The organism is Shewanella sp. AS16, from assembly GCF_021412365.1.
Classification (GTDB): Bacteria; Pseudomonadota; Gammaproteobacteria; order Enterobacterales; family Shewanellaceae; genus Shewanella; species Shewanella salipaludis.
Window position 1 is genome coordinate 485,568 of the sequence record NZ_JAKCLK010000002.1, and the last position, 18,884, is coordinate 504,451.

General features: G+C 57.2%; 19 protein-coding genes. 7 read left to right on the forward strand and 12 right to left on the reverse strand.

Going from position 1 to position 18,884, the window contains the following annotated elements; genetic code table 11:
* Nucleotides 1-53 precede the first annotated feature (53 nt).
* Together LZP73_RS06935 and rhlB are read right to left on the reverse strand one after the other, a co-directional pair.
* Entirely contained in the window at nucleotides 54-974 is a 921-nt protein-coding gene (locus tag LZP73_RS06935; RefSeq protein ID WP_234233728.1) for a Ppx/GppA phosphatase family protein, read from the reverse strand.
* Entirely contained in the window at nucleotides 975-2,294 is a 1,320-nt protein-coding gene (gene rhlB, locus LZP73_RS06940) for an ATP-dependent RNA helicase RhlB (protein WP_234233729.1), read from the reverse strand.
* 152 nt (nucleotides 2,295-2,446) lie between these two features.
* On the opposite strand from rhlB, the gene trxA reads away from it, so the two are divergent.
* Both trxA and rho read left to right on the forward strand, forming a co-directional pair.
* Complete coding sequence (gene trxA, locus LZP73_RS06945) at nucleotides 2,447-2,773, forward strand: thioredoxin TrxA (RefSeq protein WP_169563854.1); 327 nt, start codon at nucleotides 2,447-2,449, stop codon at nucleotides 2,771-2,773.
* 215 nt (nucleotides 2,774-2,988) lie between these two features.
* The gene (rho, locus tag LZP73_RS06950; RefSeq protein WP_169563853.1) at nucleotides 2,989-4,254 is read left to right on the forward strand and encodes a transcription termination factor Rho; all 1,266 of its coding nucleotides are present in this window, start codon (nucleotides 2,989-2,991) and stop codon (nucleotides 4,252-4,254) included.
* A gap of 103 nt (nucleotides 4,255-4,357) precedes the next feature.
* Here the strand turns inward: rho and LZP73_RS06955 are convergent, their stop codons facing one another.
* Genes LZP73_RS06955 through LZP73_RS06965 form a run of 3 tightly spaced genes read right to left on the reverse strand, consistent with a single transcriptional unit; the run spans nucleotide 4,358 to nucleotide 7,860 of the window.
* Entirely contained in the window at nucleotides 4,358-5,125 is a 768-nt protein-coding gene (locus tag LZP73_RS06955) for a fumarate reductase iron-sulfur subunit (RefSeq protein WP_234233730.1), read from the reverse strand.
* Entirely contained in the window at nucleotides 5,122-7,146 is a 2,025-nt protein-coding gene (locus LZP73_RS06960) for a fumarate reductase flavoprotein subunit (RefSeq protein WP_234233731.1), read from the reverse strand. Before LZP73_RS06960 ends, LZP73_RS06955 begins: the two co-directional genes overlap by 4 nt.
* A 33-nt stretch (nucleotides 7,147-7,179) precedes the next feature.
* Nucleotides 7,180-7,860, reverse strand: a complete 681-nt coding sequence (locus LZP73_RS06965; protein ID WP_234233732.1) for a fumarate reductase cytochrome b subunit — start codon at nucleotides 7,858-7,860, stop codon at nucleotides 7,180-7,182.
* A gap of 291 nt (nucleotides 7,861-8,151) precedes the next feature.
* Here LZP73_RS06965 and prmA point away from each other — a divergent pair, with 291 nt between their 5' ends.
* From prmA to LZP73_RS06985, 4 genes are all read left to right on the forward strand, one after another.
* Nucleotides 8,152-9,039 (forward strand): 50S ribosomal protein L11 methyltransferase, encoded by an 888-nt coding sequence (prmA, locus tag LZP73_RS06970; protein ID WP_234233733.1) that lies wholly within the window; start codon nucleotides 8,152-8,154, stop codon nucleotides 9,037-9,039.
* A 145-nt stretch (nucleotides 9,040-9,184) separates the two neighbouring features.
* Nucleotides 9,185-10,153 carry a tRNA dihydrouridine synthase DusB gene (gene dusB, locus LZP73_RS06975; protein WP_234234243.1) on the forward strand — a complete coding sequence of 323 codons (969 nt, stop codon included), beginning with the start codon at nucleotides 9,185-9,187 and terminating at the stop codon, nucleotides 10,151-10,153.
* Nucleotides 10,154-10,169: 16 nt separating this feature from the next.
* Entirely contained in the window at nucleotides 10,170-10,475 is a 306-nt protein-coding gene (fis, locus tag LZP73_RS06980) for a DNA-binding transcriptional regulator Fis (protein WP_169563848.1), read from the forward strand.
* Nucleotides 10,476-10,668: 193 nt separating this feature from the next.
* On the forward strand, nucleotides 10,669-11,184 hold the full coding sequence (locus LZP73_RS06985; protein ID WP_234233734.1) for an AlbA family DNA-binding domain-containing protein: 516 nt from the start codon (nucleotides 10,669-10,671) through the stop codon (nucleotides 11,182-11,184).
* An 89-nt stretch (nucleotides 11,185-11,273) separates the two neighbouring features.
* On the opposite strand, the gene LZP73_RS06990 is transcribed toward LZP73_RS06985, so the two are convergent.
* The 6 genes from LZP73_RS06990 to lptM are packed head-to-tail and all read right to left on the reverse strand — an operon-like array spanning nucleotide 11,274 to nucleotide 15,928.
* Complete coding sequence (locus LZP73_RS06990) at nucleotides 11,274-11,996, reverse strand: HAD-IA family hydrolase (RefSeq protein WP_234233735.1); 723 nt, start codon at nucleotides 11,994-11,996, stop codon at nucleotides 11,274-11,276.
* Nucleotides 11,996-12,910: a tyrosine recombinase XerC gene (gene xerC / locus LZP73_RS06995; protein ID WP_234233736.1), complete on the reverse strand. Its 915-nt coding sequence runs from the start codon at nucleotides 12,908-12,910 to the stop codon at nucleotides 11,996-11,998. The genes LZP73_RS06990 and xerC overlap by 1 nt, the downstream gene beginning before the upstream one ends.
* A 39-nt stretch (nucleotides 12,911-12,949) precedes the next feature.
* Nucleotides 12,950-13,606 (reverse strand): DUF484 family protein, encoded by a 657-nt coding sequence (locus LZP73_RS07000; protein ID WP_234233737.1) that lies wholly within the window; start codon nucleotides 13,604-13,606, stop codon nucleotides 12,950-12,952.
* Nucleotides 13,603-14,430 carry a diaminopimelate epimerase gene (gene dapF / locus LZP73_RS07005; protein WP_234233738.1) on the reverse strand — a complete coding sequence of 276 codons (828 nt, stop codon included), beginning with the start codon at nucleotides 14,428-14,430 and terminating at the stop codon, nucleotides 13,603-13,605. Before dapF ends, LZP73_RS07000 begins: the two co-directional genes overlap by 4 nt.
* Nucleotides 14,431-14,489: 59 nt before the next feature.
* Nucleotides 14,490-15,734 (reverse strand): diaminopimelate decarboxylase, encoded by a 1,245-nt coding sequence (lysA, locus tag LZP73_RS07010; RefSeq protein ID WP_234233739.1) that lies wholly within the window; start codon nucleotides 15,732-15,734, stop codon nucleotides 14,490-14,492.
* Nucleotides 15,735-15,754: 20 nt separating this feature from the next.
* Nucleotides 15,755-15,928: an LPS translocon maturation chaperone LptM gene (lptM, locus tag LZP73_RS21525; RefSeq protein WP_442800717.1), complete on the reverse strand. Its 174-nt coding sequence runs from the start codon at nucleotides 15,926-15,928 to the stop codon at nucleotides 15,755-15,757.
* A gap of 67 nt (nucleotides 15,929-15,995) precedes the next feature.
* On the opposite strand from lptM, the gene cyaY reads away from it, so the two are divergent.
* Complete coding sequence (gene cyaY / locus LZP73_RS07020; RefSeq protein ID WP_169563841.1) at nucleotides 15,996-16,325, forward strand: iron donor protein CyaY; 330 nt, start codon at nucleotides 15,996-15,998, stop codon at nucleotides 16,323-16,325.
* A gap of 25 nt (nucleotides 16,326-16,350) precedes the next feature.
* Here the strand turns inward: cyaY and LZP73_RS07025 are convergent, their stop codons facing one another.
* Nucleotides 16,351-18,759, reverse strand: coding sequence for a class I adenylate cyclase (locus LZP73_RS07025; protein ID WP_234233740.1), 2,409 nt, complete (start codon nucleotides 18,757-18,759; stop codon nucleotides 16,351-16,353).
* Nucleotides 18,760-18,884 lie beyond the last annotated feature (125 nt).

The following is an 18,884-nucleotide window of genomic DNA, read 5'->3' on the forward strand; positions in this document are numbered from 1 at the left end:
TGCAGTAACGGCTTCTGTCGCAGAGGCCGCCGACGCCGGGATTCCTCCTCTGGCTAGCTGCGGTCGATGCGACTCGCCAGCATATGCAATACCCCTTCACGCAGCGCCCCGCCCGACAGCGACAGCTTTTCTATCCCGAGTAACTCGAACAACGCCGACAGAATGGCGACACCGGCGGCGAAGGTAGGCGCCCGCTCGGGGCATAATCCCCGAATGCCGGACAGGGACAGATCGCTCTGGTTGAGGATTTCCTGCTTGAGACACTCGAGCACCTGGGGGGTAATGGTTTCCGCCTGCCGGCGATGCAGTAACAGTTCGACCACGGACTGGACGGCGCCCGAGGCGCCCACCACACACTGCCAGCCCAGTCGGCGCAACGCCTGGCGCTGCTCGCCGAGGCTCAGCAACACTTGTTGCCTGGCATCATCGAAGTCCAGCTGTTGCAGTGGCGCAGAGGAAAAGAATTGCTGATTGAAGGTGACGCAGCCTATGGGCAAACTGGTCTTGAATAACAGTTCATGGCCATCACCTACGATAAATTCGGTGCTGGCACCGCCTATATCGATCACCAGACGGCGGCCATCGCCACAGGTGGTGGTTACCATGCCCTGATAGATGAGCTCGGCCTCACGCAGGCCTGTGATGATCTCTATCGGATGCCCCAACACGGACAGGGCATGCCGACAGAAGTCGTCGGCATTGCTGATGCATCTCAGGGTGGCGGTAGCGATAACGGCAACGTTATCTGCCGCTATCTTATGCTCGGCCAACATCTGGGCAAACATCGCCAGACAATCCAGGCCACGCTGCATCACGACCTGACTCAGGCGGCCATCGGGTGCGATTCCCTCGGCCAACCTGACCTTACGCTTATACTTGGCAATAACCTGAGGCCGATCACCCTGAGTCCTGGCGATCAGCATATTGAAACTGTTAGAGCCCAGAGTAATGGCGGCGTAAGCGGGTGTCGGCATTTACGAGTGTCTGTGTGTCCTGTCATGGCGCGGCGGACGACCACCGCTGCGATGTGCCCCTTGAGTCCTGCCCGAACCCGGACGGTCTCTCAGGTTACGCGAGCCACTGGGATGCTTGCGATGAATGCGTACGGGTGGCGGAATATCATCCAGTAGTGCCGAGCTGTCGTAATTGCTCATGGGGATGGAGTGCTGGATATAGCTCTCTATGGCCGGCAGGTTCAACGCATACTCTTCACAGGCGAAACTGATGGACACACCCTTGGCGCCGGCGCGACCGGTACGGCCGATACGGTGCACATAATCTTCGCAGTCGTCCGGCAAGTCGTAGTTGTACACATGGGAAACGTCCGAGATATGCAGGCCACGGGCCGCCACATCGGTCGCCACCAGGATATCCAAATCCCCTGTGGTGAACTGTTCCAGAATGCGAATACGTTTCTTCTGCGGCACATCTCCGGTCAACAGGCCGACTCTGTGGCCATCACCCTCGAGGGCGGCCCAGAGCTTCTCGCAGCTATGCTTGGTATTGGAGAAGACGATCGCCTTGTCGGGCCAATCTTCTTCGATCAGGGTCAGCAGCAGACGCAATTTCTCATCCTGCGACGGATAGAAAATCTCTTCCCTGATGTTCTTGGACGTTTTTTCGTCGGGCGCTATGACGACTTTTTCCGGCTCGTTCATGTGATCATAGGCCAGTTCCTGCACCTTCATCGACAGGGTCGCCGAAAACAGCATGTTCAGGCGTTGATCCGCCGCCGGCATGCGGTTGAAGAGGAAGCGTATGTCCTTGATGAAACCGAGATCGAACATACGATCCGCTTCATCCAGCACCACAGCCTGAATCGCACTCAGGTTGATGATCCCCTGACGCACATAATCTATGATGCGCCCCGTGGTGCCGATCAGGATATCGACACCCTGATCCAACACTTTTCTTTGTACATCATAGCTTTCGCCGCCATAGACTATGCCCACCTTGATCTTGGTGTGCTTGGCAAGCAGAGTGGCATCTTTGGCTATCTGAATCGCCAGTTCGCGGGTAGGAGCCATGATGATGGCCCTGGGCTGATTGAGTTGGCGCCCTTCGGGAATGGGGGTCGATAACAGGTGGCTGAAGGTCGCTACCAGGAAAGCCATGGTCTTGCCTGTGCCCGTTTGTGCCTGGCCTGCGATATCTTTTGTTTGAAGTAATATGGGTAATGATAACGCCTGGATAGGCGTACAATATTCAAAACCGTTTTCTGTTAGTGCCTGAATAACCTCGGGATGCAGAGGCAGGTCGGCAAATTTTTGGGTAGATAAATGTGTTTGGCTCATAGCGCAAGCTTACCAGTTAGGGTTGCAATAAGATACTCGATCGTTTGAAATAGCCACATTGTAACAAGGCAACTTGAAAAGCTATTTTTCAACCCCAATATACATGGTAAGCCATTAACAAACCAGCAATGGCAACCAAACTGGAGAACATCATGAGCGAGAAAATTGTATACCTGAGCGACGACAGCTTCGAAAACGACGTATTAAAGTCAGAACAGCCAGTATTGGTAGACTTCTGGGCCGAGTGGTGTGGTCCATGCAAAATGATCGCCCCCATTCTGGACGATGTTGCCGAGGAATATGCCGGTCGCATCACAGTGGCAAAACTGAACGTAGATCAGAACAATGTGTCACCGGCCAAATACGGCGTGCGCGGCATTCCGACGCTGCTGATGTTCAAGGGTGGTGAACTGGCTGCGACCAAGGTCGGCGCCCTGTCTAAAACCCAACTGAAAGAATTCATCGACGCCCAGCTCTAATGCCCAGGCATTAGCGTCCGTCGGCCCGATACGAGTTGTAAATAAATCGTGTCGGGTTTCCCTAAATTTCTGGACGCCCGCGTTTGTTAGTGCTACTTTAATAATCAGATTTCTTCTAACTGAACCACTTCTCGCTTTTCAATCACTATCCTAGCATCACAAACTTTACTGATTGAACGCGGTAAGCTTTGTCGCGTAACACAAGACCCCCTAAAATGAATCTAACTGAATTAAAAGACACGCCTATTTCTGAGCTAGTCTCGCTAGCTGAAAATATGAAGCTCGAAAATATGGCCCGCGCCCGCAAGCAGGACATTATTTTCTCTATCCTTAAAGCCCATGCCAAGAGTGGTGAAGACATTTTTGGTGGCGGCGTATTAGAAATCCTCCAAGACGGTTTTGGTTTCTTACGCAGTGCAGACGGTTCTTACCTTGCCGGCCCGGATGATATCTATGTTTCGCCCAGCCAGATCCGCCGCTTCAACATGCGCACCGGCGACACTATTTTCGGTAAGATCCGCCCGCCCAAAGAAGGTGAGCGTTATTTTGCCCTGCTCAAAGTCAATGAAGTCAACTTCGACAAGCCAGAAAATTCCCGCAATAAAATCCTGTTTGAAAACTTAACTCCGCTGCATGCCGAAGAGCGTATGCGTATGGAGCGCGGCAATGGTTCGACAGAAGACATCACCGCCCGTATTCTGGATCTCTGTTCGCCGATAGGCAAGGGTCAGCGCGGTCTGATTGTTGCACCGCCAAAAGCGGGTAAGACACTGTTACTGCAGAACATTGCCCAGAGCATTACCTATAATAATCCCGACGTGGTACTGATAGTACTGCTGATCGACGAACGTCCGGAAGAAGTGACAGAGATGCAGCGCCTGGTCAAAGGCGAAGTGATAGCCTCGACCTTCGACGAGCCGGCGAGCCGTCACGTGCAGGTAGCCGAAATGGTTATCGAGAAGGCCAAACGTTTGGTTGAACACAAGAAAGACGTGGTCATACTGCTCGACTCAATCACACGTCTGGCACGTGCCTATAACACTGTCATCCCGTCTTCAGGCAAGGTACTGACGGGTGGTGTGGATGCCAACGCCCTGCATAGACCCAAGCGTTTCTTCGGCGCGGCACGTAACATAGAACACGGCGGCAGCCTGACCATTATCGCCACAGCCTTGGTCGATACCGGCTCCAAGATGGATGAAGTCATCTACGAAGAGTTTAAGGGTACGGGTAACCAGGAATTGCACCTGTCACGTAAGGCGGCCGAAAAACGCGTCTTCCCGGCGATAGACTTCAACCGCTCAGGCACCCGCCGCGAAGAGAAGCTGACCACGCCCGAAGAACTGCAGAAGATGTGGATCCTGCGTAAGATCCTCAATCCCATGGATGAAGTCAGCGCCATGGAATTCCTCATCGACAAATTGGCGATGACCAAGACCAACGATGAATTCTTCACCGCGATGAAACGCGCCAAGTCTTAATCTTGGCCAGTTGCCTTTAAAAGCCGCGTTAAGCGGCTTTTTTGTGGCTGAAAATCCCCCTCAGCGGTCGGCGATGCCTGGCTAAACCCGGCCTCAAGCCGTACTAGAGCAGGGTCATGGCCATCTTGCGGCGCAGATAGGCAATTTGCTGCATGTGCGGCAGATCTTTGGGGCAGTTATCCTGGCAGCCCAGCAGCGTCATGCAGCCGAAGACCCCATCCTGATTGCCTATCACATGATAGAAGTCCTCAAGGCTGCGGCCATCGCGGCTGTCGAGCTCGAAGCGGGCTATCTTCATCAGTCCCACGGCGCCGACAAAGGTGTCACGCATCTGCCTGGTGGCGCAGGCCGACACGCACACGCCGCATTCGACGCAGCGTTCCAGCTCGTACAGACGCGCCGCCTCGTCGGGATCCATGGCTTGCTCCAACGCATGGATAGACTGATCTCCTTCCCTGGGGTGCAGCCACAACTGTAACCGCTCGGCCAGTTGCCGCATGAATTTACCCGTGTTGACCGACAGATCCCCTATGAGCTCGAAACCCGGCAGCGGCATCAGAGTGATTTCTCCCTTGGGATAGCGAGTGGTCAGGGTGCGACAGGCCAGTGTCGGCAAGCCATTGATCACCATGGCACAACTGCCGCAGATCCCCGCCCGGCAGACAAAATCGAACTGCAGCGAACTGTCCTGCTCCTCCCGCAGGCGATTGAGGGCGATGAAGATGGTCATCCCCGGGGTTTCATCCAGGCTGTAGCTCACCATCTTGGGCTTATCGCCGCTTTCCAGGGGATCGAAACGAAAGATGTTGAAGGTTAAGCTGCGTCCTGTGGATCCGGTATCTGTCACTGTGGTGATGAGTCTTGCCGTCATAATGCCTGCTCCCCCGTCGAGATCTTGCCGGCCACAGACGTCAGCGGCGTTGCCAGAGTGTCGCACAGGCGCTCATTTCTCGGCGCCAGGCTGTCGGGCAAGTCAAACGGCATCAGCGCCCTCTGCCTGGCATACCTGTCGGCATCGGGCCCCAGGCCTTCGAGAATCGCCGCTATCTGCGCCGAGCGCCTCTCGGTATCCGGGTGCGCTATGCTGTTATCTGCACCATAACCACGATAGCCCGGCGGCAACTCCATCTGCATCACATCCAACGCTTCATAGTGCAGCACGGGCTCGAGCGCCCCGCTGTCGGGCCAACTGGCCAGGGTACGCTTGAGCCAATCCCTGTCGTTGCGCTGGGGATAATCTTCCCTGGCATGGGCGCCGCGGCTCTCGGTGCGGGCCGCGGCGCCGCAGGCAACCGTCAACGCCACCTTGAGCATACGCCTGACCCTGAGCGCCTCCACCAACTCGGGGTTGGCGTGACGCTTCTTGCACTTGAGCCCGAGTCTGCGGGAACGCTCGAGCAACACTTGCAACCCGGCGACGGCCTTATCCAGTTCGGCGCCATTTCTGAATATGCCCACGTAATCCATCATGATGCGCTGCATCTCACGCTTGAGCACTATGGGGCTCTCGCTGCCACCGCCGTCTATCAGGGTGTCGATTTCGACGCTGACCCTGTCCATGAACTGCTGCACCAGTCCGGTATCGACCTCCAGGTTGTTGCACTCACAGAAATCGGCAACATATTTGCCGACTATCATGCCGCCCACCACAGTCTCTGCCAGCGAATTGCCCCCCAGGCGATTGAAGCCGTGCATGTCCCAGCAGGCCGCCTCGCCGACACTGAACAGCCCCTTGAGCTGCGGACTTTGGCCCTTGGCGTCGGTGCGCACCCCGCCCATGGAATAGTGCTGGGTCGGGCGCACCGGGATCCAATCCTTGACGGGATCTATGCCTAAGAAGTTTTCGCAGATCTCCTGCACTTCACGCAGGTTGGTCTCTATGTGCTTTCGCCCCAGCAGAGTGATATCCAGCCACAGATGTGGCCCATAGGGACTGTCGACCCCCTTGCCCTTACGCATGTGCTCCGTCATGCGCCGTGATACCACATCCCTTGACGCCAGCTCTTTCTTCTCTGGTTCATAATCGGGCATGAAGCGATAACCGTCCTTGTCGCGCAGCAGGCCACCGTCGCCGCGACAGCCCTCAGTGGTGAGGATCCCCACAGGCACTATGGCGGTCGGGTGAAACTGCACCGCCTCCATGTTGCCCAGGGTGGCGACCCCAGTCTCCAACGCCAGCGCCTGCCCCATACCCTCGCAGATGACCGCATTGGTGGACACGGCATAGATGCGGCCATAACCACCTGTCGCGATAGTGGTCGCCTTGGCGACATAGGCCCGCAGCTCACCCGTGATAAGACAACGGGCAATCACCCCATGACAGCGTTTGCCGTCATGAATGAGCGCCAGCGCCTCGACTCTTTCATGCACGGGAATATCCATGGAAATGGCTTTGTTATCCATGGCATACAGGAGTGAATGCCCTGTGCCGTCGGCGGTATAGCAGGTACGCCATTTCTGGGTGCCGCCAAAGTCACGGGCATTGATCAGCCCATGGGCGGCTTGGGCCTCCTCCAGCGTCACCTTCTGGGCATTGACTATCACTTCTCTGGGGCCGGCTGTGACCCGGGTCCAGGGCACACCCCAGTGGGCCAATTCCCGCACCGCCTTGGGCGCACAGTGGGTAAACATCCGCACCACGCTCTGATCGCAGCCCCAGTCGGAACCTTTGACCGTATCCTGAAAGTGCACATCTTCATCATCGCCCATGCCCTTGAGCGCGTTCCCCAGGCTCGCCTGCATGCCGCCCTGAGCCGCGGCCGAGTGCGAACGTTTGGCGGGAATGAGCGATAACACCAAAGTATCAAGGCCACGTTCCTTGGCGGCGATGGCCACCCTTAGACCCGCCAATCCTGCCCCCACGACCAAGGCATCGGTATAGATGAGTTTCACGTCTGCTCTCCTTGTGAAATAGTGAGCGTCTGGCTAGCCTGCCAGGGTCGCATAAGGCAAAAACGCCAGCAAAGACGCCAGGCCTATGGCGATGAACAGCAGGCTGACCAGTGTCTTGAGCTTCTTGAGCCGGATGCGGGTATTGAGCCCCCGCGCCGCGCCCCACTTCAATACGACCCGGTAAATGCCGATGGCGGCGTGCAATTCCACCGCCAGCAACAGCGGCAGATACAGGAGCCAGACGCCCTGAGCCCATATCCTGTGGCCGCTGCCCTGGGGACCTATGGTCTCGGGTGCCGAGCCAATCAACCACAGATGCACGGGCAAGAGCAGTAAAATGACGCCGCCTGTCAGCGCCTGCCAGTACCACAGGCGGGTGTCGCCATGATCTATGCTGTGCATCTGGGTTCGCAGCGCTGCATGCTGGCGCAAGGTCAGCGGCATTTTCTGCAACGCAGGCACAGCATGCACCAAGGCCAACCCGGCGACGCCTATGGCGATCAGGCTGACGACCCAGGGATAACCCTGACCATCGGCGCTCAGGAAACTCAGCTCCATGGTGCGCGCCACCCAGGCCATGGCCTCACCACCGAGCAAGATTGACGACACCAACAAAAGATGGGTCCACAGAAATACTGCCAGCAGCACCCCGGACAGGCTCTGGCACACATCCAGACAGGCATACCACTTGGTCATCTTAAGACGTTTCGCCATATCGGCCTCATTTAAGTAATGGGAGCGGCAAGCTTGCATCACGCTCTATGAATGTCGTACATCTGTGTGCCGGGCAGTATGAGCTGGATCAAATGTTCAATAACTAACCCGGAATCATTATTTTAGCAGCTCATCCAACGACCACAGAGAATCTTGCCGCCGGGTTAAATTCACCACACTCGCCCCATGTCGATGCCGGCTAATTGGCTGCTGTGTGCTGAAACTCGCAACCTCCACGGCTTGGAGTTACAATAGCGCGAAATTCGATCCCAAGACTCACAGGAAGCCCACATGCCCTGGATCCAACTGCGCATCAACACCAACAGTGACGATGCCGAAACCTTAAGCGACCTGCTGATGGAAGCAGGCTCAGTCTCCATTACCTTCGAAGATGGTAAAGACACGCCGATATTCGAACCCAAGCTGGGCGAAACCCCCTTGTGGCAGGATACTGTGGTGGTGGCGCTGTTCGAGGCAGATACAGATCTGACCCCGACGATCGAGATGCTGAAGCACTTGCCTTTCCTGGGTGAAGATTTCAGCCACAAGGTAGAACTGATAGAAGACAAGGACTGGGTGCGCGAATGGATGGACAACTTCCACCCTATCCAATTCGGTCAACGTCTGTGGATCTGTCCCAGCTGGCGTGAGATCCCGGATCCCGATGCGGTCAACGTGATTTTGGATCCCGGCCTGGCGTTCGGCACTGGTACTCACCCCACCACGGCCCTGTGTCTGGAGTGGCTGGACAGCCTGGACTTGAGCCGGCAGGAAGTCATAGACTTCGGTTGTGGTTCCGGCATCCTGGCGGTCGCCGCATTGAAACTGGGTGCCAAGAAAGTCACAGGCATAGACATAGACTACCAGGCCATAGACGCCTCACGCGCCAACGCCGAACGCAACGGGGTCGCCGACCAGCTGGCGCTGTACCTGCCGGAAGATCAGCCGGCCGATCTCAAGGCCGATGTGCTGGTCGCCAACATACTCGCAGGTCCGTTGCGTGAACTGGCACCGCTGATCGCCGAACGGGTCAAACCCGGTGGCAAGTTAGCGCTCTCGGGTTTGCTGCAGGAGCAATCCCAGGAAATTTCCGACTTCTACGCCCAATGGTTCGACATGGACCCCGCCGCTCACAAAGAAGAATGGAGCCGCTTGACAGGCACACGTAAATCACTGTAATAGACGCCCGACCCTGCGTTCCGAGTGAGTTCCTGGCCGATAAAAGTCAAGTAAAAAAGTTGTGCCCAGGTCATTTATTGACCTTTTCATGACAGGTAAAAAGGGCTACTATAGCGCCCCTTTGAAGAGCAAGGTGAGACCACAAATGCAGATTGGACCCTATCAACTGAACAATCAGCTGATCGTGGCACCAATGGCAGGTGTCACAGATCAAGCCTTTCGCAATCTCTGCCTTCGTTATGGCGCAGCCCTGGCGGTGTCGGAGATGCTTTCATCTAACCCAGATGTTTGGGACACGGATAAGAGTCGCCAGCGTATGACGCATTCTGGCGAAGAAGGTTTGCGCTCGGTACAAATCGCAGGGGCAGATCCCGAGTTAATGGCGCAAGCCGCCCGGTTCAACGTTGAACAGGGCGCTCACATCATTGACATCAACATGGGCTGCCCGGCAAAAAAAGTGAATAAGAAGCTGGCAGGTTCGGCACTGATGCAAAACCCCGACTTGGTAAAGAGCATTTTACAAGCCGTGGTGGGGGCAGTCGACGTGCCTGTGACGCTCAAGATTCGCACCGGATGGGATCCGGAACACAGGAATGGTGTTCAAATCGCCCGGATAGCCCAGGATTGTGGCATAGTCGCGCTGGCCGTTCACGGCCGCACCCGGCAATGCATGTACAAAGGCGATGCCGAGTACGACACGATCAAAGCTATCAAACAGAATATCTCGATTCCTGTTATCGCCAACGGGGACATAGGCAGTCCTGAGAAGGCACGTTTTGTGCTTGATTACACAGGTGCCGATGCCCTGATGATAGGACGGGGCGCCCAAGGAAGGCCTTGGATTTTCAGAGAAATCCAGCATTACCTGGACACGGGTAATAAGCTAGCACCCATAGATGTGGCCCAGCAGCGTCAAGTGATGCTGGAACACCTCAGCAAACTGTATGACTTGTATGGCGAATACATGGGCAGCCGCTTCGCCAGAAAACATATGGGGTGGTACCTGAACCAGGAAGACCAGCGCCAATTTAGGGCTGACTTCAATCGGCTGGAAACCGCTGCAGAACAATATTCCCTGGTGGAATGTTATTTTGATGAATTAGTACAGAATTAATAAAGAGCAGAATAGAATGTTTGATCAGACAACTAACACTGAAGTTCACCAGCTTACCGTAGGCAAAATCGAAACCGCTAACGGCACTATCAAGCCCCAGTTATTACGTGACGCAGTTAAGCGTGCCGTAACTAACTTCTTCGCTCAGTTGGACGGTCAGGAAGCCTCTGAAGTTTACGAGATGGTATTAAGCGAAGTAGAAGCGCCTCTGCTTGACATCATAATGCAGCACACCCGCGGCAACCAAACCCGTGCAGCCAACATGCTGGGTATCAACCGTGGCACCCTGCGTAAAAAATTGAAAAAATACGGCATGAACTGATCCCCAGGGATTAGGCTGTGGTATTGAAAAGGGCTAACCAGCAATGGTTAGCCCTTTTTGCTGTCCAGGCTTTTGCGGCCAGCCAGTGCCGGGTTCTAGCCTGGTTTCGGGCCCAGGTGGCGACTCAGGCATGCTGGCGTTTCCGAGATCTGCGTGTTACTTTTTTGCTAGAGTGCCATTGTTCGAGACGCCCATGAGCTTTCAATCCTTCGCCCTGGATGACATAGAGCGGCTGCAGGAATCGGCGCAGGTGGAATTCAAGCTGGCCCAGGGGCGCGATGGCCAGGGACAGCTCCCCGAGGGCATGTGGGAAAGCTACAGTGCCTTCGCCAATACCATAGGCGGTGAAATCATCCTGGGGGTGAAAGAGAATGGCAGCGGCTTCAGCATAGAAGGCATACACAATCCCATGCCCATGCTGAGTGAGATCTGGGAAATTCTCAATGACCGCAGCCGCATCAGCCGCAATGTCTTGGCACCGACCGACGTGCAAATCATAGAGATAGTGGGCAAGAGAGTGATACGCCTGCGAGTGCCAGCGGTCCCCTTGAGCGAGCGCCCCGTCTACATAGGATCGGATCCTTACTCCGGCAGCTATTTTCGGGTCGGCGATGCCGATATGCGGGCCAGTCGGCGTCAGGTAAAGATCATGCTGCGCCGGGCCGAGGCCGAGCGGCTGGCGGCCAACAAACAGATACTCAGCCCCTAGCTACTCAGCCCTAGTCACTCAGCCCCTGGCGCTCGCGCCTTCCATGACCCCAGCTCCTTCCATGGCATCAAAGCTACCAAGTCTGAATCTCAGTCCAGGAGCGACAGCAAACAATCCAGCGAGGCAATTTCCAGCTGCGGCAATTGTCCGGCCGTCGGCGGCTTGGGCTCATTGCGGGCATAGGCAGGATTCAACCAGGCAACCTGGCAACCGCCGCGCCGCGCGCCCTGCACATCTGCGGCATAACTGTCGCCTATATGCAGCAACTCCCGCGGCGCGATTGCCAAGCGCTCACAGGCCAGGGAAAACATGTCGCCATGGGGTTTCATCCTCAGCCCTTCCCCAGGTTGCAAGACGAATTGCAATACCTGTCCCAGGCCGATGCGCTGGGGGTCGACATTGCCATTGGTGATGCCTATCAAGGGATAACGCTGGCCCAAGCGTTGCAAAAATCGGATGACGCCGGCAGGGACGCAAAAGTCGCTGCGGTGGGCCAGGAAACAGGCCAGCCCCTCGGCGGCGCCGCGCCTGGCCTGGGTCTCGCTGTAGCCCAGACTCAGCAAGCCCTGGGTTAACAGCGCCCGCCTGGCCTTGGTGGTGTCCTGGGCCAAGCCGGGGTCCTGGGCCAACAGCCTGTGTTTCAGGCTATGCCAGTCGCTCAACTGCCACACCCGCGTCGCCGGGAACTGGCGGTGGAGGAAGGCCAGCTGTTCGGCCTCGGCGCGCCTTATATAGGGGGCATTGTCGTACAGGGTGTCATCGAGGTCGAAACTCAGCGCCTTGAACTCACCGAGTCTCAGGTAAGATTTCATCACTTGTCCTTGGTCTTCATTGCCTTGGCTTTCTTTGCCCTGGGATGGCTGCCGTCATACACCTTAGCCAGATGGGCGAAATCCAGGCTGGTATAGATCTGGGTCGTGGACAGGTTTGCGTGTCCCAGCAATTCCTGCACGGCACGCAGATCGGCGCTGGATTCCAGCATATGGGTCGCAAAGGAATGCCGCAGCTTATGGGGATGCACCCGCACCGCCAACGCCTGCTCCTGGCCCCATTTGGCCATGCGCGCCTGAATGCTGCGGTGGGACAAGCGCTTGCCCTTGGCGGTGACGAACAGGGCCTCATCCTCACAGCCGATACCTGCCCTGATGGCCAACCAGGCCTCGAGCGCCGCCAGGGCGTACTTGCCCACAGGCACTATCCGCTCCTTGCTGCCCTTACCCATCACCTTGACCTCGGCCTGCCCCCTATGCAGGTCACTCAGGTTCAGCCCGGCCAACTCGGCCAAACGCAGACCGCTGGAATAAAACAGCTCCATGATCGCCTTATCCCTCAGGCTCAGGGGATCTGTGCCCTCCAGCGCCAGCAAGTGACTGACGGCATCGACATCCATATTCTTGGGCAAAGGTTTATGCTGTTTCGGTGCGCTCAGGCCGGCGGCCGGATTCGCCGCTATCTGGCCCTCACCCAGGAGAAATTCGCCGAATTGTTTCAGCGCAGACAGGCATAAGGCCAGGGATCTAGGACTCAGGCCGCGGCGATGCAAGTTGATCAACACCTGTTGCAGTTGCTCGCGCCTGATCTCGGGCCAGATGACGGGGGCCGGCAGCAGGCCCTCGGCGCGCTTGAGCTCATAGAGATAATTGCGCACTGTATGGGGCGACAACTGCCGCTCCGTGCTCAGGTAACGCTCGAAGGCAGACTTACAGTCGCCGCTTGCAGCTGACATAGGCACCTCGGGCCGGGAAGCGAAACATAAGCGTCGACATCAAAACTTGGGCAACAAGAAATCCAGCAGGCGCCGCAGCTGATCCAGCAGCAGATTATCCATTTCGGGCTGAAAATGCGCCGCATCCTGACTGGCGATGGCGAAGATCACCTGGCCATTGGTGTCCGCCAGCTTGCTCAATGCCACCGAGCCCACACTGCTGCCGAACAGGCGTTTGGACTCCTGCTGGGTCAGGCGACCGAAATAATGCCCCTGATGCAGGCGTTTGGCCCAGATATTGGCCAATTCGCTGTCGATATCATGCACAGTGATTAGCCTGACATGGCTGAAATTAAACTGCCGCTTCAACTCTTCCGACAAGATCTGCCGCAGCTCGCCGAGATCGGCACAGTCGAGCAGCTTGAGGGATAGCTCGCTATTGAAGAGATAGATCTGTTCGTTGCGCGAGGCTATGGATAACAGGGCGGTGATCTCTTCTTCCAACTGGCGTACCCGCTGCCGCAAGATGTCCTGGCGGCGTTCCACCAGAGAGACTGTGCCACGCTCAAGATGCGGGATGCGCATCGCCAACAGCAATTCGGGATAACGGCTGAAGAAGTCGGGATTATCCAGCAGATATTCACGAATTATCGCCTCATCGAAGGGCTCGCTCATGCGTGGGCCCTCGGGTCCCGTCATCTTGGTCACTTCTGTCATAATTGTATCTGTCCGTCATACACATGTTGGACCGGGCCTGTCATCCACAGCGGCTTGCCTTCACCTTCCCAGTTTATGGTCAGGGTGCCGCCCGGCAGATCCACCCGCACCTGGGTCCCGAGCTTATCCTGTAGCTGGCCGACCGCCACAGCGGCGCAGGCCCCGCTGCCACAGGCCAAGGTTTCGGCGGCGCCGCGCTCATAGACCCGCAACTTGATATGCCCCGGGTTGAGCACCTGCATGAAACCCACATTCACCCCTCTGGGAAAACGTTCGTGCCGGGTCAACATGGCCCCCACTTCCGCCACCTGGGCCGTCTCTATGTCTTCGACCTGAATCACACAATGGGGATTGCCCATGGAGACGGCACCACAGAGAAAGGTCTGCATCTGGGTCTGCAGCAGATAGGTTTTCTCGGCCTTCTTGGCTTTGAAGGGGATCTGGCTCGGCTCGGTGACCGGCACTCCCATGTTGACCGTCACGCTGCCATCACGCTCAAGGCGCAGGGTCATCTTGCCGGATGAGGTGCTGACACGAATTTTATTCTTGTTGGTCAGCCCCTTATTGCGCACGAAGCGGGCAAAACAGCGGGCGCCATTGCCGCATTGTTCCACCTCACTGCCGTCGGCATTGAAGATTCGATAATGAAAATCCAGATCCGGATCATAGGGCGGCTCGACCAGCAACAGTTGATCGAATCCTATACCGACATTCCGGTTGGCCAAACGCTTGATCTGATCTGGCGAGAAAAACACATTCTGGGTCACGCCATCGACCACCATGAAGTCATTGCCCAGTCCGTGCATCTTAGTGAATTGGATCAAGAGAGATATCCTTTGTCGAGCCTTGGCGCTTCGCCGGGAAGCGCCGGATTAATACTAGTTTACGGCAGGAGTCGTTCACCTTGCCAGAGCTGCGCCAGTTTTTCTCTTTCACGCACCAAATAGTCCTGGTCGCCGTCCACCATCACCTCGGCCGCCCGCGGACGGGTATTATAATTGGAGGACATCACGAAGCCGTAGGCGCCGCTGGAACGCACCGCCAGGAGATCGCCGGCTTCTAGGCTGAGCTGCCTGTCCTTGCCGAGAAAATCACCCGTCTCACACACGGGGCCGACTATGTCGAAGGCCCGGGTCTTGCCGGCTCTGGGTTCGAGCGGAATGATGTTCTGCCAGGCGCTGTAGAGTGCCGGGCGAATGAGATCGTTCATGGCACCATCGACAATGGCGAAATGCTTGTCGCCGTTGTCCTTGAGGTAGAGAACCTGAGTCACGAACAGGCCCGCGTTGGCGGCGATGGCACGGCCTGGCTCGAAGATGAGCTTGAGTTTCCTGTCGCCCAAACGCGCCAGCAGCGCGGCGGCGTAGACGTCGGGTTGCGGCGGTGTCTCGGCATCATAGGGCACGCCAAGACCGCCACCCACGTCGAAATGTTCGATGCTAATCCCCCGGCTCGCCAAACGGTCGACCAAGGCCAGCATGCGATCCATGCCATCGAGGAAGGGCTGCAGCTCGGTGAGCTGTGAACCTATGTGGCAATCTACCCCCTTGACCTGCAGATGGGGCAGTTGCTGGGCGCGGGCGAACACGGTTTCGGCCTCGTCCATGCCTATGCCAAATTTATTCTCTTTCAAGCCGGTGGAGATATAGGGGTGAGTGCCGGCATCGACGTCGGGATTGACCCTCAGGGACACGGGTGCCAGCTTGCCCAGGCGGCCGGCGACCTCATTGAGCAGCTCCAGCTCGGCGGCCGACTCCACATTGAAACAATAGATGCCTAGCTCGAGCGCCTGCTCCATCTCGGCCACCGTCTTGCCGACGCCGGAGAAGACTATCTTGTCCGGACTGCCACCGGCCTGGATCACCCGTGCCAGCTCGCCACCCGAGACGATATCGAAACCACTGCCCAGCCGTGCCAGCACATTCAATACCGCCAGATTGGAATTGGCCTTGACCGCATAACATACCAGATGTGGATGCGCTGCCACGGCGCGATCGAAGGCATGCCAATGTCGCTCCAGGGTCGCCCTGGAGTAGACATAGAGAGGCGTGCCGTATTTCCGCGCCAACTCGCTGACCCGAACGTCTTCGGCAAACAGGGCATTATCTTGGTAGAGAAAGTGATCCACTGTATAGGTTCCTTAGGAGATTATTGCTGTTGCGATTGGGTTTGCCCGGCCGGCGTGTCCGCAGCCGGCTCAGCCACGGCAGGCCGATTGGCTTCTGTCGCCGGGGTTTTATAGAGCGGCCCCTTCTGGCCACAGGCCGAAGTGAATAAACTAGCAAGCATTAGCAATAAAAGCAGTCTCATTTGTGTCAACATCTGTGCATCCTGTGGGTATTGGCCTTATAATCGCATCCATCTTGACGAAAGCAAAGGATAGAAATACATGGCCATGACAGATACGCAGTTCCATCAACTCGCAGATGAGATGTTTCAAGCCATAGAAAACGCCATAGAAACGGCCATAGACGAACAGGATGCCGATGTGGATATAGATGCCAGTGGCAATGTGCTGCAGCTCGAGTTCCAGGACACCTCAAAGATCGTCATCAACAAGCAGGAACCTTTGCACCAGATTTGGATAGCCACCCGCTTCGGCGGTTATCATTTTTCCTATGTCGATGGTCAATGGCTGGATGAGCGCAACGGCGGCGAATTCATGCCCTTCGTGCTCGAATCCATCTATCGTCAGGGTGGCATTCGCCTCAGCCTCTGAGCGGCTGCCTCGCCAGGCCTGAGGCTTAAAAGGCGATATCCTGCTCCGCGGCCACCAGGCCGAAGGGGAGCACCTGCAGTCGACCTGCGAGCCACTGCAGGCTGAAGAATTGTGGCAGATTAAAGCTATGCCGGGCAGGACTCGAGGCAGCGAACGCATAGGCATGACTCACGCTCGCGACCAGCTCGGCCGAGTCGCCATCCGCCTGCACCTCATGGGTCAAGGCGTTGTCTTCATCCAGAATAAACACCTCCAGCCCCGACTCCCCTTGACGCAGAAAATACTGTACCGCCCCCTTGGCGGCGAAGTCCCGGATGACCTCAGGCATGGCAATCTCAGGCATGGCAACCTGAGCCTCAGCCGCCGACCCGGGCGCCAGCCATGGCTCAGATGCAGCCTCGGACTCAGGACTCGAGACGCGATAGTGCATCCCCTGGGGGGTGAAAAACAGCCCGTACTTGGTCCCTGCCAGCGTGAGCTCCCGCATCCTTGGGGGCGATGACTGGGCATTCGGGCCAGGGACAAAGCTCTGGCGCAGCAGCTTGTCCACCCTGCGCTCGAGCCTGCGTCTGAGGCGTCGGGAGCAACCCATGACGCTTATCTCACTCGATGGCGGCGTCCTGAGCAGCCCAGGGGTGACCCAAGACAGGGCCGCCAATAGCGCCTGCCGGCCATCGAACCTATGACACTGCCATTCCCCCCAGCTGTTGAGACCTATGACGTCGATTGAACCCAGCATATTCTGCCCCCGCCTGCCGAGGGAAAATACATCGGCATTCGTGAGGGCGACGGCCAGCTCCTGTCCCCGCCAGTTCAGGGTGGGATCCTGATCCAGGTTCAGCATGAAGATCAGCTTACGGTAATGCCAGGGACGGCAGAGATCCAGCTTGGATACCCGCCAGGGCGCGCCGATATGTCGGCGCAAGCGCCTGGACGCCAGTGTCAGCGCCCTGGGATCCACCCTGCTGGGCCCCAACTCATGCCAGCGGGTGCGGGCGGTCGCCACCCCGTTCAGGCAGGCCCAACTCAGCAGGGCTGCCGGGGTATTGGCGCGGTAAATGCCGGCCCGGCCGATGAAATCCCGCCGTATGGGCTGCCCCAGGTACAAGTGGTAAAGCTGTTCCTGCCGGCTGTAAATCACGGTCAGATGCGGCTCGGCAACGGTCCGGCTCCACAAGGGGTTAAGGATCGGCACCCGCTGTTTTTCCTGGCTGAAATAGGTATGCAGCTTGCGACTGAGCATGCCGAGTTCTTCAATCCTCAGGCCTTCACTCAGCCTGTGGGTCGACACGAAGCCCAGCAGTGTCTTGTAACTGCTGAGCAAAAGTTCGTTGAGCTGCTCGTTGAACCACTGCAGCTGGCCACTATGCCAATTGGCGCTGTCATCCAGCGTCTGCAGCAGGCTCATGGGCCATTGCCAGTCGGCGACCAAGTGTTGCAGCCTGTGATAACGCCAGTCCCTGGCCGCTTGCGGGTCGCTCAGCCGGATAGCACACTTGAGATAAAAACAGCGGCGGACGATCTCCAGCCGCCGCCGGCTCCGCTGTTTGAGCAGGTAGGCTTCTATGCTGTCGTATAAGAGAAAATAAGCGTCATTGGCACTGGAAAAATCGCCGGCCAGGGTGCGTTGCCAGAGGCTGTCACACAAGAGTCGGCTCCTGGGGTAGTCGCTGGCATAGGCTTCGAGCAGCAAGACCTTGAGCAAGGCCTTATGCGGGGTGTCCAGCCCCTTGTAAAGTTGCCACAAGGAGGCGCCAAAATACTCGGTCGCGGGCAAGGTGTGGACATCCCCCAGATGCAACAGAGTCTCATCCGCTTCGGCCTGCGGCCACCAGGCCACAGTTAGGCCAGCGAGGCGGATCTGGCTGCGATAGAACTCTTCCAGCAGCAACCAGTGCTGGGTGCTGCCGCTATGCTCATGCCCCATGGCCTGCCCTGTATGGCCTGGTGCATGGCGGCCGCTGAACTGTTGCGGATGCACCAGATAGAAGTTGACCTCGAAGTCAAAACCGGCGAACCAGAGACTGATGCCGGCCGCTTTTTGGCGCAATGCCGCCAGGGCTTCGGCGCCGAGCTCGGCCCTGTGCACCAGCCAGATGTCGACATCGCTGTTGGCATTCTGCCCAAAACTGCCTGTGCTGCCCATGGCGTAGATGCCCTTGAACACCCAGGCGGCGGTGTCATCCGGGTCCGGCCGCGGCAGCGCGAAAGTGTCACAGGCCTGCAGCTCATCCGCCGATGCCAGGTAACCCAGGACTCCCCGCGGCGTCAGCGGCCCGTTGTAACCTGGCATGGCCTGGACATGATGATGGAAAAACAGCGGGATCAGGCGAAACAACTGCCGCTGCAACGGCGACAGCAAGGCCAAGGTGCGGGCCAGCCGCACCTTATTCAACCTTTCCGCTATTTCAGCCGCCCGAGCTACTGTTTTCATGTTAAAAAATGACTCAAACCGAGTAAAAAACGCCTATATGCTAGCAGCTTTCACCGGGGCGACAAAGAAATGCGATCCAGATCACATTTCAGCGCCATGCCACCGCCTGCCGAAGACAAAGAATG